Annotated in this window: 11 protein-coding genes; 9 read left to right on the plus strand and 2 right to left on the minus strand. The window is 73.7% G+C overall.

The window, feature by feature from the left end:
• Positions 1-54: 54 nt before the first annotated feature.
• The 7 genes from AB0K43_RS02525 to AB0K43_RS02555 all read left to right on the plus strand — a co-directional run bounded on the left by AB0K43_RS02525 (position 55) and on the right by AB0K43_RS02555 (position 9,609).
• Positions 55-1,002, plus strand: coding sequence for an ABC transporter permease (locus tag AB0K43_RS02525; protein ID WP_363634939.1), 948 nt, complete (start codon positions 55-57; stop codon positions 1,000-1,002).
• Positions 999-2,963 (plus strand): dipeptide/oligopeptide/nickel ABC transporter permease/ATP-binding protein, encoded by a 1,965-nt coding sequence (locus AB0K43_RS02530; RefSeq protein ID WP_363634941.1) that lies wholly within the window; start codon positions 999-1,001, stop codon positions 2,961-2,963. The genes AB0K43_RS02525 and AB0K43_RS02530 overlap by 4 nt, the downstream gene beginning before the upstream one ends.
• Positions 2,960-4,048, plus strand: a complete 1,089-nt coding sequence (locus AB0K43_RS02535) for an oligopeptide/dipeptide ABC transporter ATP-binding protein (RefSeq protein ID WP_363634944.1) — start codon at positions 2,960-2,962, stop codon at positions 4,046-4,048. Before AB0K43_RS02530 ends, AB0K43_RS02535 begins: the two co-directional genes overlap by 4 nt.
• Before the next feature lie 41 nt (positions 4,049-4,089).
• The gene (locus AB0K43_RS02540) at positions 4,090-5,640 is read left to right on the plus strand and encodes an ABC transporter substrate-binding protein (protein WP_363634947.1); all 1,551 of its coding nucleotides are present in this window, start codon (positions 4,090-4,092) and stop codon (positions 5,638-5,640) included.
• A 55-nt stretch (positions 5,641-5,695) separates the two neighbouring features.
• Positions 5,696-7,324 (plus strand): carboxylesterase family protein, encoded by a 1,629-nt coding sequence (locus AB0K43_RS02545; RefSeq protein WP_363634949.1) that lies wholly within the window; start codon positions 5,696-5,698, stop codon positions 7,322-7,324.
• Positions 7,325-7,437: 113 nt separating this feature from the next.
• Positions 7,438-9,039 (plus strand): carboxylesterase family protein, encoded by a 1,602-nt coding sequence (locus AB0K43_RS02550; protein WP_363634952.1) that lies wholly within the window; start codon positions 7,438-7,440, stop codon positions 9,037-9,039.
• A gap of 69 nt (positions 9,040-9,108) precedes the next feature.
• Entirely contained in the window at positions 9,109-9,609 is a 501-nt protein-coding gene (locus AB0K43_RS02555) for a GNAT family N-acetyltransferase (RefSeq protein ID WP_363634954.1), read from the plus strand.
• Between the two features lie 293 nt (positions 9,610-9,902).
• Here AB0K43_RS02555 and AB0K43_RS02560 read toward each other — a convergent pair whose 3' ends face one another.
• Entirely contained in the window at positions 9,903-10,475 is a 573-nt protein-coding gene (locus tag AB0K43_RS02560) for a helix-turn-helix domain-containing protein (RefSeq protein WP_363634956.1), read from the minus strand.
• A gap of 120 nt (positions 10,476-10,595) precedes the next feature.
• Here AB0K43_RS02560 and AB0K43_RS02565 point away from each other — a divergent pair, with 120 nt between their 5' ends.
• Entirely contained in the window at positions 10,596-11,060 is a 465-nt protein-coding gene (locus AB0K43_RS02565) for a nuclear transport factor 2 family protein (protein WP_363634958.1), read from the plus strand.
• Here the strand turns inward: AB0K43_RS02565 and AB0K43_RS02570 are convergent.
• Positions 11,035-11,778, minus strand: coding sequence for a PASTA domain-containing protein (locus AB0K43_RS02570; RefSeq protein ID WP_363634960.1), 744 nt, complete (start codon positions 11,776-11,778; stop codon positions 11,035-11,037). The two genes, AB0K43_RS02565 and AB0K43_RS02570, sit on opposite strands and share 26 nt — an antisense overlap.
• Before the next feature lie 229 nt (positions 11,779-12,007).
• On the opposite strand from AB0K43_RS02570, the gene AB0K43_RS02575 reads away from it, so the two are divergent.
• Complete coding sequence (locus AB0K43_RS02575) at positions 12,008-12,238, plus strand: hypothetical protein (protein WP_363634962.1); 231 nt, start codon at positions 12,008-12,010, stop codon at positions 12,236-12,238.
• Positions 12,239-12,259: the final 21 nt, after the last annotated feature.

A 12,259-nucleotide genomic window follows, 5' to 3' on the forward strand; every position in this document is an offset into this window, starting at 1 on the left:
TGCACCTCACCCGGTACTCCGGGTCTCCCTGACTGCGCATCAAATGAGGTGAGCATGGCCATCCTTCGGTTGGTGGCCCGGCGACTACTGTCATCGGCCCCCCTGCTGTTCCTTGTCTCAGGTCTGACCTTCGTCCTGGTCTCGCTGGTCCCGGGAGACCCCGCCCGCACGATCGTGGGCCAGCACGCCACGGCGGAGCAGTACGCGAGCGTCCGCGCCCAACTCGGCCTGGACGAGCCGCTGATCGAGCAGTACTGGCACTGGCTGGCGAAGGCCTGCCACGGAGATCTGGGGTCCTCGCTGTTCAGCGGGGAGCCGGTCACCGCCCTGCTCGGCAGCCGGCTGCCGGTCTCGTTGTCCCTGGTGGTCGCGGGCACGGCGGTGTCCGGCGTGCTGGGTGTGGCCCTCGGGCTGGCCAGCGCGCGGCGCGGCGGCCTGCTGGTCCGGGCCGTGGACGGGCTGTCCCTGCTCGGCCTGGCGGTGCCGGCGTTCTGGTTCGCCCTGGTGCTGATCGCGCTGTTCGCGGTCGAGCTGCCGTGGTTCCCGGTGACCGGCTACGTGCCGCTGCTCGACGATCCCGGCGAGTGGGCCCGCTCGATGGTGCTCCCGGTGGTGTCGCTGTCGCTCGGCGCGGTCGCGATCATCGCCAAGCAGACCCGCGACTCGGTCCTGGACACCCTCGGCAGGGACTTCGTCCGGGTGCTGGAGGCCAACGGCTTCCGGCCGCGCTCCGTCCTGTACCGGCACGTGCTGCGCAACGCCGCGCTGCCGGTGGTCACCGTGCTGGGCGTGGTCCTGGTCAGCCTGCTGGCCGCGGCGGTCTTCGTCGAGACCGTCTTCGCCATGCCGGGCCTGGGCAGCCTCACCCAGCAGGCCACCGTGCAGCACGACATCCCGGTGATCCAGGGCGCCGTCCTCTACATCACCGTGCTGGTCGTCCTGGTGAACCTCCTGGTCGATCTCGCCTACGGCCGCCTCGACCCCCGGGTGCGTGCGTCATGACCGACCGGACCACCACCGTGCCCGACCGGGCCACCACCGTGCCGCCGCGGCCCGGTCTGCCGCGCCGGCTGGCCCGGCGCCCGGCGGCGGTGTTCGCCGTCGGGTGGCTGGTGCTGCTCACCCTGGCGACCACCGGCTCGGCGCTGCTCACCTCGCACGGCCCGCTGGAGCAGGACCTCGACCGGGTGCTGGCCGGCCCGTCCGGCCGGCACCCGCTGGGCACCGACACGCTCGGCCGGGACCTGCTGAGCCGGCTGCTGTTCGGCGGCCGCTCCACCCTGTTCGCGGTCGCCGAGGCGCTGGCGGTGTACCTGGTCGTCGGCGTCGGCCTCGGGTTGGCCGCAGGGTACCTCGGCGGCCGGGTGGACCGGCTGATCACCCGGGCCGCCGACCTGATGTTCGCCCTGCCCGGCATCATCATCGTGCTGGTCGTCCTGTCGGTGTTCCCCGGCAACCTGCACGCCGCGATGGTCACCTTCGGCGTGCTCGGCAGCCCCGGGCTGATCAGGATCCTGCGCGCGCAGACCCTGGGCGTGCGCGAGGAGCTCTACGTGGCGGCGGCCAGGGTCGCCGGACTGTCCCGCAGTGCGATCCTGCGCCGCCACGTGCTGCCCCGGCTGGCGAGCACCGTGATCGTCCAGGCCGCGCTGTTCGCCGCGATCGTGGTGACCGTCCAGGCCGGGCTGGGCTTCCTCGGCCTCGGTGCCCAGCCTCCGGACCCGTCCTGGGGCGGGCTGGTCGCCGATGCCTCGCAGGCGATCGATCGCGATCCATGGATGCTGGTGCCCGCCGGCGTGCCGCTGGTCATCACCGTGGTCGCGCTCGGGCTGCTCGGGGACGCCGTCCGCGACGCCGCCGTGGAGAACTGGTCGGCCACGCCGTCCTCCCGGCGCTCGCCCGCGGCCGGACCCCACGCCGCGCGGGCGGCCGCCCCGACCGCTCCGGCCGACCCTCCCGACCCGGCGGCGCTGCTGTCGGTGCGCGGCCTGTCCATCGCCATCGGCGGCGCCGCCGTGGTGCAGGAGGTGAGCTTCGACGTCCGGGCCGGCGAGACCCTCGGGGTGGTCGGCGAGTCCGGCTGCGGGAAGTCCGTCACCTCGCTCGGCGTCCTCGGCCTGATCCCGGGCGGCGGGCGGATCACCGGCGGTCGCGTGGTCTTCGACGGCGTCGACCTGGTGGCCGCGGCCGGCGCGACCGGCGCGTCCGCCGCGTCCGCCGCTCGCGCCCGGGTGCGGGGCACCGGGATCGCCTACGTCTCCCAGGAGCCGATGGTCGCCCTCGACCCGACCTTCGCCGTGGGCCGGCAGCTGGCCGAGGCGGTCCGCACCCACCGCGGCGGCACCCGCCGGGCGGCCCGCGACCGGGTCCTGGAACTCCTCGCGATGGTCAACATCCCCGATCCCGCCGCGGTGGCCCGCCGCTACCCGCATCAGCTGTCCGGCGGCATGGCCCAGCGCGTGGCCATCGCCCTGGCGCTGGCCGGCGATCCCCGACTCCTTGTCGCGGACGAGCCGACCACCGCCCTCGACGTCACCGTCCAGGCCGAGGTCCTCACCCTCCTGCGCACCTTGCAGGAGCGGACCGGCATGGCCGTCCTCATCGTCACCCACGACTGGGGCGTGGTGGCGGACCTGTGCCACCGGGCGGTGGTGATGTACGCCGGCCAGGTCGTCGAGCGGGCCGAGGTCGAGCAGCTGTTCGCCCTCCCGCTGCACCCCTACACAGCCGGACTGCTGGCCGCCAACCCGCACCGCGCCGTGCTCGGCCGGGCACTGCCGACCATCCCTGGCACCGTGCCGCCGCCCGGCGACCGGCCCCCCGGCTGCCGGTTCGCGGCGCGCTGCCCGCTGGCCGACGAGCGGTGCACCGCGGCCCCGGTGGCCCTCACCGAGCCGGCCCCCGACCGGATCACCCGCTGCGTCCGTTCGGCGCAGCTCCTGCTGGAGGCCGAGCGCCGATGACCACGCCGAGCACCCCGACCACCCCGAGCACGCCAGGCACGCCGAGCACGCCAGGCACGCCGAGCACGCCGAGCACGCCGAGCACCCCGACCACCCCACCCCTGCTCGAACTGCGCGACCTCGGCGTGGAGTTCGGCCAGGGCCGGCGCACCCCGCCGCTGCGGGCCGTCGACGGCGTCACGCTGGCCGTCGCGCCGGGCGAGACCGTCGGCCTGGTCGGCGAGTCCGGCTCCGGCAAGTCCACCATCGGCCGCGCCGTACTGGGCCTCACCCCGGTGCACTCCGGCCAGGTGCTGTTCGACGGCGCCGACATCACCCGGGCCGGCCCCGGGACCCGACGCACCCTCAGCGCTTCGCTGCAGGTGGTCTTCCAGGACCCGTACTCCTCCCTCAACCCGGCCCGCACCATCGGCCGGACCCTCGCCGAACCCCTGCTGGTGCACGAGAAGCTCGACCGCCGCGGGACCGCCGAGCGGATCGCCGCCATGCTGGAGCGGGTCGGCCTGCCGGCCGACACCGCCGACCGCTACCCCGGCCAGTTCTCCGGCGGGCAGCGCCAGCGGATCGCCATTGCGCGGGCGCTGATGCTCTCCCCGCGCCTGGTCATCTGCGACGAGCCGGTCAGCGCCCTGGACCTCTCCATCCAGGCCCAGGTGATGAACCTGCTGGCCGAGCTCCAGCGGGAGCTGTCCCTCAGCTACCTGTTCATCGCCCACGACCTGCCCGTGGTCCGCCACCTCTCGCACCGCATCGTGGTTCTCCACCGTGGCCAGATCATGGAATCCGGCCCCGCCGCGCAGGTGTACGCCGAGCCCCGGCACCCGTACACCCGGATGCTGATCGCCGCCGTCCCGGAACCGGACCCCGCCGTCCAGCGGGCCCGCAGGGCGCACCGCGAGGCCGGCGCGCCGATGCCGCCGGCCCTCACCGGATGCACCTTCGCCCACCGCTGCGCCCATGCCGTCGACCTCTGCCGCGCCGTCCGCCCGGTCCTCCTCCCGCACCCCGCGGGCCCCGAGGCCGGGCCGGTGGACCACCTGACCGCCTGCCACCGCGCCGCCGAACTGTCCGGCCCGGCCGGCTGACCTCCCGACCGCGCCGCGCCACTCCTCCGAAAGGCATCGACATGCTCAGACGCCGAACCGCCCCCGCCCTGGCCGCGCTCACCCTCCTCGCCGCCTCCGCCACCGCCTGCGCGAGTTCCACCGGCGGCGGCGCCCAGGCCCAGGGCGACACCCTCACCGTCGTCTCCGCCAGCCCGCCCGCGAGCCTCGACCCCGCCAAGGCCAACGTCGGCTCCGACAACTGGTTCGTCAACCTCACCTACGACACCGTCCTGCGGATGCGCGAGGGCGGCAGGGTGGACGCCGGCCTGGCCACCCGCTGGGGGTACGTCGACGACAGCAACCAGACCTTCGAGTTCACCCTGCGCGACGGTGTGAAATTCGCCGACGGAACCCCGATGACGGCCGCGGACGTCGCGGCCTCACTCGACTACTCCCGCAGGAACGGGCTGAACGTCTCCTGGGTCTCCGCCATCGACTCCGTCACCGCCACCGGCCCCACGACCGTGCGGATCCACTGCTCCTCCCCGCACCCCAACCTGCCCCAGCTGCTCACCCAGCTGCTGATGATCGGCTCGGTGATCAGCCCCAAGGGCCTGGCGGACCCGGCGAAGCTGGGCACCCAGTCGTTCGGCGCCGGGCCCTACGTCCTGGACACCGCCGGGACCGCCTCCGGCGACCACTACACCTACCGACCGAACCCCAACTACTGGGACAAGTCCAAGATCCACTGGAAGAAGGTGGTCATCAAGGTCGTCCCCAACCCGAACACCGCGCTGCAGACCGTCCGGACCGGTCAGGGCGACATCCTCGCCCTCAACGCCGGCCAGGTCGACACCGCGCGCTCCGGCGGCCTGACGATCACCAAGTCGCCCGCCTTCTTCCTGGGCGTCAACCTCGCCGACCGCGAGGGCACCCTCGCCCCGCCGCTGAAGGACGTCCGGGTCCGCCAGGCGCTGAACTACGCCGTCGACCGCCAGGCCATCACCAAAGCCGTCGTCCAGGAGTACGGCCAACCCACCGACCAGATCACCCTGCCGGGCATCGACAGCTACGCGGCCGACTACGACACCCACTACCCGTACGACGCCGACCGGGCGCGCAAGCTGCTCGCCGACGCGGGCTACCCCAAGGGCTTCCGGCTGACGATGGAGACCCAGGGCATGGCCGGCATCGACCTGGTCACCCAGGCCGTGGTCCAGCAGTGGAAGCAGATCGGCGTGGACGTCGACCTCACCACCGACACCAGCATCGGCCAGTGGCTCAGCAACGCCACCTCCAGGAAGTACGCCGCCCTCGGCTTCGGTTACGGCGGCGCCAGCGGCTACCTGGCGTCCCTGGACTGGATGCTGCCGCACCCCACCGCCTTCAACCCGTTCGCCACCGAGGACGCCGAGCTCACCCGCCGGCTGGCGGCCGCCGCGGCAGCGCCCGCCGACCGGGCCCCCGCGCTCTACCAGGACGTCACCCGCTACACCGTCGACCAGGCCTGGTTCGTCCCCGTGCTGCGGATGGACGGCATCTACGCCTACAACGCCAAGAAGGTCACCGGCTTCATCGCCGCGGTCGGCTACCTGCCCGACCTCGCCTGGAGCACCGCGCCCAAGAAGTAGCAGCGCCCCCGTGCCCCTGCTCTCCTCCGGAGGACCCTTGCGACCCCACGCGCCCTTGCGGCCCTACGTTCCCGCCCGACCGCACCCCGTCCTGGTCCTGCTGCTCGCGCTCGCGGCCCTGCTGGTGCCCGCCGTCCCCGCGTACGGCGCCGGCCGGGTGCCCGCCCGACCGCTGGCCGCCACCGGCACCGGCCTGCTGGCGGGCCGGCAGCTGGACGGCGTCCAGGCCTTCCTCGGCGTCCCCTACGCGGCGCCGCCCACCGGCGCGCGCCGCTTCCGGCCGCCCCAGCCGCCCGCCCGCTGGGACGGCGTGCGCCAGGCCGCCCAACAGGCGCCCGCCTGCCTGCAGTTCTCGCCGTTCGGGCTGAGCGACCCGCAGAACGTCAGCGAGGACTGCCTCTACCTCGACGTCTACCGCCCGGCCGACGCGGCGCCCGGTGCCCGGCTGCCCGTGCTCTTCTGGATCCACGGCGGCGCCTACTCCCAGGGCACCGGCACCCAGTTCGGCGGCGCGACGCTCGCCAGGCTCACCGGCACCGTCGTGGTCAGCATCAACTACCGGCTGGGCCAGCTCGGTTACCTGGCCCTGCCGCAGTTCGACCAGGAAGGCACCCCCGGATCGGGCACCTGGGGCCTGCAGGACCAGATCGCCGCGCTCAGCTGGACCCGCCGGAACGCGGCCGCGTTCGGCGGCGACCCCGCCAACATCACCATCGCCGGGCAGTCCGCCGGCGCCGGATCGGTGTGCGCCCTGCTCACCGCGCCGAGCACGGCCGGCCTGTTCAGCCACGCCATCCTGCAGAGCGGCCCCTGCACCCTGCTCTCCGCGCCCGACCAGCAGGCGGCCGGCGCCGACGGCCAGGCCTACGCCGAAGCCGCCGGTTGCCCGCCCGGGCCGGACACCCTCACCTGCCTGCGGGCGGCGCCGCCCGCCGCCCTGCTCGCCGCGGCCGCGAACCACCCCACCCCGGGGCCGGCCACCGGCACGCCCGTACTGCCCCGCGGGCCCGCCGAGGCCATCGCCGCCGGCGCCTGGCACCAGGTCCCGATCCTGATCGGCTCCAACGCCGCCGAGGCGCGCCTGCTGGTCGCCCTCACCCAGCCCCGGCTCACCGCCGAGCAGTACACCGCCCAGGTCACCGTCGCGTACGGGGCCGACGCGCCCCGGGTTCTGGCCGCGTACCCGCTGACGGCCTACGGTTCGCCCTACCTCGCCTACTCGGCACTGCTCACCGACGCCACCTTCGCCTGCCACACCTACTGGACCGCCGCTCTGCTGCGCACCCAGGTGCCCACCTACGTCTACGAGTTCGACGACCCCAACTCGCCGACCCTGGCCGGGGCCCAGGTGCCCGGTCTGGACGAGTCCAACGCCCACAGCGCCGAACTGGCCTACCTGTTCGACTTCACCATGGGGGACCGTCCACTGACCTCCGCCCAACTGGAGCTGGCGGACCGGATGAAGCGCTCCTGGGCGGCCTTCGCCCGTACCGGCAACCCGAACACCCCCGGCCCGCCCGTCTGGCCGACGGCCGGCGGCGGCGACAGCTACCGGGCCCGGAGCCTGCGCCCCGACGGGGCCACCCGCACCATCACCACGTTCGCCGACGACCACCGGTGCGCCCTGTGGGCGTCCGTGCCCGGCGCCGCCGGCGGCCGGCCCGCGGCGGCCGGGGGCCGCTGAGCCCTGCCCGGGCCCTGCCCGGGCCCTGCCTGGGCGTTCCGCGGGCGCGGAGATCCGATAGTGAGGGGGCGGGGCGCGTGCCCCGCCCCCCGACCACCAGCAGGAGGTACCGCATGGAACCGGTCGTGACGACCACCGCCGGGTCGGTCCGGGGGACGGCGTCCCACGGGCTCAAGATCTTCAAGGGGATCCCGTACGCGGCCCCGCCCGAGGGCCCGCTGCGCTTCCGGGAGCCGACCCCGGCCGAGCTCTGGGAGGGGGTGCGGCCGGCCCTCGAGTTCGGTGCCGCGCCGCCCCAACTGCCCTTGGTGCCGGGGATGCCGGTGCCCTGGCGCCCCGAGGACGGCCAGGGCTGCCTGACCGTCAACGTGTGGACGCCCGGCGAGGCCGGCGACGACCTGCCGGTGCTGGTGTGGATCTACGGCGGCGGCTGGAAGAGCGGGTACGCGGGCGACCCGGCCTACGACGGGGCCGTCCTGGCGCGCGGCGGCGTGGTGCTGGTGACCTTCAACTACCGGGTGGGCTTCGAGGGTTTCGGGTACGTGCCGGACGCTCCCGCGAACCGCGGCTTCCTCGACCAGGCGGCCGCACTGCGCTGGGTGCAGGAGAACATCGCCGGGTTCGGCGGTGACGCCGGCAATGTGACGATCTTCGGGGAGTCGGGCGGCGGCGCGTCCGTGGCGGCGCTGCTGACGGCGCCGGCCGCCAAGGGGCTGTTCCGCCGCGCCATCGTCCAGAGCATGGCCGGACGCTTCCTGCCCGAGCAGGAGGCCCGGCGGATCTCCGGCCTGATCGCCGCGGCCGCCGGGGTGCCGGCCGCCGAAGTGGGCGGCTGTGCACCGGAGTTGCTGCTCGCCGTGCAGGACGAGCCGCTGCGGGCGATGGCGGCCGACCCCACGGCCTGGACCACCCCCGAGGCGATCACGGCCTTCTCGCCGGTCGTCGACGGCGTCACCGTGGTGGACCAGCCGTGGCGGGCCGTCCGCTCGGGCGCCGCCCGCAGCGTCGAACTGATCTGCGGCTACACCCGCGACGAGTTCACCATGTTCGCGATGGAACGCGGCATGATCAAAATGGGGGTCGCCGACCTGGCCAGGACCTTGCCGACCGTGCTGTGGATGGCGGGCCGGCAACTGCGCGACAAGGACCGGCCCGCCCCCGCCCCCCACCCCCGGCGCCACCGCCCCAAGGGCCGGGCCGCACGCGCCGGGCTCGACCTCGCCGCCGTCGCCGGCCACCTGGGCCTGGCCCCCGACGCGGCCGACCGCTACCGCCGGGCGTACCCCGGGCACACCGATCCGCAGCTGTACACCGTGATGTACTCCGACGCGCTGTTCCGGATGCCGACCACCTGGCTGGCCCAGGCCCACGCCGAGGCCGGCGGCCGCACCCACCTGTACGAGTTCGCCTGGCAGAGCCCGGTGTGGCGGGGCGTCCTGGGGGCCGTCCACACCATCGACCTGTCGGTGACCTTCGGCAACCCGGACAGCCCGCTGGCCTCCTTCGTGCTCGGCCGCTCGGCCCCCGAGGAGTACTACACCCTCTCCAAGCGCCTGCGCGCCTCCTGGACCGCCTTCGCGACCTCGGGCGACCCGGGCTGGCCGCGGTTCACGGCCGACCACCCGGTGGCCCGGATCTGGGACGCCGAACCGTCGGAGGTGGTGGACCCGCTCGCGGAGTCCCGCCGGATCTGGGCGCACCACCCGGCGTTCTAGGGCCTGTGCGGAGTCGTGATCGGGGGCAGGTCGGACGGTCCCGACGAGGGGCCGGTTATGGTCGGTTCCATGCCAGCTGACTCTGGGCCCGTCCACGTGACCGCTCTCACGCTGCGTCCCGCGACACGCGCCGACCTGCCCGCGGTGCTCGCTCTGCTCGCTGATGAGGCGAGGGTGGTGGACCCGGCGACGCTCGTGGTCGACCAGGTGTACGAGCAGGCTTTCGCGGCGATCGACGTGGACCCGCGTAACGAGATTCTGGTCCTGGTCGAAGGCGTCGACGACCAGGGTGATGGCGGCAGGGTGGTTGGCTGTCTGCAGGTGACGTACATCCCCGGGCTGGGCAAGGGCGGGGCCGAGCGGGCCTTGATCGAGGCGGTCCGGGTCCGCGCCGACCGTCGAGGCGGCGGGCTCGGACAGATCTTGATGGAGCGCACGATCGAGCGGGCCCGCACGCGTGGCTGCGCGCTTGTCCAGCTGACCAGCAACAAGCGGCGCGAGGACGCGCACCGCTTCTACGGCAGGCTGGGCTTCGCGCGCAGTCACGACGGGTTCAAGCTGGCTCTTTAGCGTCCGGCACCGGTGACTGGTCCCGGTGGGCGGAGGCTGCGGAGGCGGAGTGCTGCGAGGCGGCTCTCGGGGGGTCTTGTCGTAGCGGGTGGCGACGCCGCGCCACGACTTCAGTCTGCCGAGCGATCACGGTATGGTCCCCGGACGGAGCCCTCGAACCACAGCTCTGCCCAGGGGCCCGGCATCGCTCCCGCGTCCTTGATCGGGCGTCGGCCTGTGCAGCTGGTCCCCACCCGCGACCGCACCATCGCCGAGAAGCCGCGCAAGGCCCGGGGGCCGATGTGCTGGCCCGGTCAGTGCGGCCGCAGGCCGTCGAAGACCACCTCGAAGATCCGCTCCCGGGCCGCGGGGTCGGCGCCGAGGAGTTCCATCATCGCGCCGGTGCCGACCAGCAGGGCGACCAGCTCCGGCAGGCCCAGCTCCGCACGGACCGCCCCGACCTGCTGCGCCCTGGCCAGCAGGTCGGCCAGCTGCGCCCGGATCGCCTGGCTGGACTCCTGCAGGGCCGCGTGGGCGTCCACCCCGGCGGCGGCGAGTGCCTGGGTGAACTCGTTCTTGCCCGCGGACTGCTCGATCACCAGGCGGAAGCAGCCGAAGAAGGCCTCGGCGGGCTCGGATGCGGCGGCCAGGTCCGCGGTCCGGGCGGCGATCGCCTCCAGCCTGCGCACCATCACGGCCTCCAACAGCGCCTCCTTGGTCGGGAAGTGCCTGAAGAGCGTGCCCACCCCGACCCCGGCGGCCCGGGCGATCTCCTCGGTCGGCACACCGACGCCGCGGGTGGTGAACACCTCCGTGGCGACGTCCAGCAGCCTGGCCCGGTTGCGAGCCGCGTCCGCCCGCAGCGGGCGTTCCTGAGTGCCGCTCACCCCTCCCACCTTTCTCCGCCGACGGCGGAACTGCACTGGACAACCGGAGTGGCCAGTCCGTATCGTTGATAACCTGAGTCGCCAGTCCGATTCTAGCGACGGATCCGACGGGGGTTGATCATGTCCGGAACGCTGTCACCGCGTGAGGTCTTCCAGCAGCTGCTCGAAGGCATCACCGCAGGGCGGTTCGCGGAGCTGGCCGAGCTCTACGCCGAGGATGCCGTGGTGGAGACCGTCTTCGAGCCGGTCGGACCGCGCCGCATCGAGGGCCGGCCCGCACTGAAGGAGCGCTTCGCCGCGGTTGCCGCGAACTCGCCGATCGAGCTGACCGCGACGGAGGTGGTGGTCCGGGAGACCGACGACCCGGAGGTGATCGTCGCCGAATGGAACTACCAGGTCCACCACCGGGTGACCGGGCGGGACTTCGAGACCGCCAACATCCAGGTGTTGCGGGTCCGCGACGGCCTGATCGTCGGCAGCCGGGACTTCCACGATCACCTGGCCCTGGTCGTGGCCGGCGGCGACCTGCCGCAGCTGGTGGCGGCGCTGGAACCCGCCGTCACGGGCACTTCTCCTCGAACTTGACGACTCCCAGTGCTACCGGCTGCCCGTTCAGCGTGGTGCCCGGCTTCGGGTCCTGCGTGCACACCTGCCAGTTCGATTCCACCAGCACCAGCCGATCCTGCAACCGGTCCTTCACCGACAGGCTGGTCGACCGGTCCAGCGCATCACGCACCGCCGCCGCGGACTTGCCCCTGAAGTCCGGCATCGTCGCCCCGGCCTTCGGCGTGGCCGCGCCCTGGTCCTGCGCGGGGCACTGCTCGTCGAGTTTCACCGCGCCCAGGTCGATGGTCGCGCCGGTGGGTTGCTGCCCGGCCGTGGGTGTCTGGCTGCAGACCTTCCAGTCCCGGTCGAGGATCTGCATGCGGCTGCGGCCGAGGGCGTCGTGGCTGGTGAGCGTGTAGAAGCCGGCGGCTTGGGCCTTGTCCTGCGCGGACTGCAGACCCATGCCGACAAAGTTCGGCAGGTCCGCCGGCTTTGCGTTCGCCGCAGCAGGAGTCGGTGCAACCGGCGGTGTTGCTGCGGGCAAGGGCGGCGCCGGAGTGTTCGACCCGGCCGGGGTGGCGGCGAGCTGCTGACCGGCCCCTCCGGCGAGGCCCGCGGCGACCACGATCACGGCTACGCCGGCGCCGGCGGCGGAGAGCGCCTTGTGGGCTTTGATCCAGTCGATGAACGACTGCTTGGGTGGCGGCGGGGCGCCCCACCGGGGCGGCTGGGGGGTGGTGAAGTACTGCTGGCTCACGTGCGGCTCCCTGCAGGTGTGATGACCCGGACACGCTTGCAGGATGTGTGTGCGTGCCGTGGGGGAGTTGCGAAGCCGTTATCGCTCGCTCGACGGCTGCGCCCCACGAGTCGAACGGAGGGGCCGTCCGGGACGTGCGCGACGCGTACCCACGTTCGATCCGATCTGATGCGCGAATCACGGCTCGGCAACGTGCCTGCGGCGCGCGCGTGCGGGTGGCAGCACCACGGTGGCCGGTGCATCGCCGACTCCCCGGCCCACCCTGACCATCCACGTGCCGGCCCCGGCGGTGACGGTGACCGCGACGGTCACCGTCACGGCCACACCGGAAGCGGCCGAGGCGCCCACCGTCGAGCCCGACCATCAGATCGCGGGCAGCGGTACGTACGAGGTCGGCGTCGACATCCAGCCGGGCACCTACAAGACGCCAGGGCCGGGCAGCCTGGGCATGTGCTACTAGGAGCGGGCCAGCAGCAGCGAC

Source organism: Kitasatospora sp. NPDC049258, assembly GCF_040678895.1.
GTDB lineage: Bacteria > Actinomycetota > Actinomycetes > Streptomycetales > Streptomycetaceae > Kitasatospora.

Excerpts from the sequence above, each read along its gene's own strand:
- AB0K43_RS02565 (WP_363634958.1), top strand. The coding sequence starts at position 10,596 with ATGTCCGGAACGCTGTCACCGCGTGAGGTCTTCCAGCAGCTGCTCGAA.
- AB0K43_RS02525 (WP_363634939.1), top strand. The coding sequence starts at position 55 with ATGGCCATCCTTCGGTTGGTGGCCCGGCGACTACTGTCATCGGCCCCC.
- AB0K43_RS02550 (WP_363634952.1), top strand. The coding sequence starts at position 7,438 with ATGGAACCGGTCGTGACGACCACCGCCGGGTCGGTCCGGGGGACGGCG.
- AB0K43_RS02530 (WP_363634941.1), top strand. The coding sequence starts at position 999 with ATGACCGACCGGACCACCACCGTGCCCGACCGGGCCACCACCGTGCCG.
- AB0K43_RS02555 (WP_363634954.1), top strand. The coding sequence starts at position 9,109 with ATGCCAGCTGACTCTGGGCCCGTCCACGTGACCGCTCTCACGCTGCGT.
- AB0K43_RS02535 (WP_363634944.1), top strand. The coding sequence starts at position 2,960 with ATGACCACGCCGAGCACCCCGACCACCCCGAGCACGCCAGGCACGCCG.
- AB0K43_RS02540 (WP_363634947.1), top strand. The coding sequence starts at position 4,090 with ATGCTCAGACGCCGAACCGCCCCCGCCCTGGCCGCGCTCACCCTCCTC.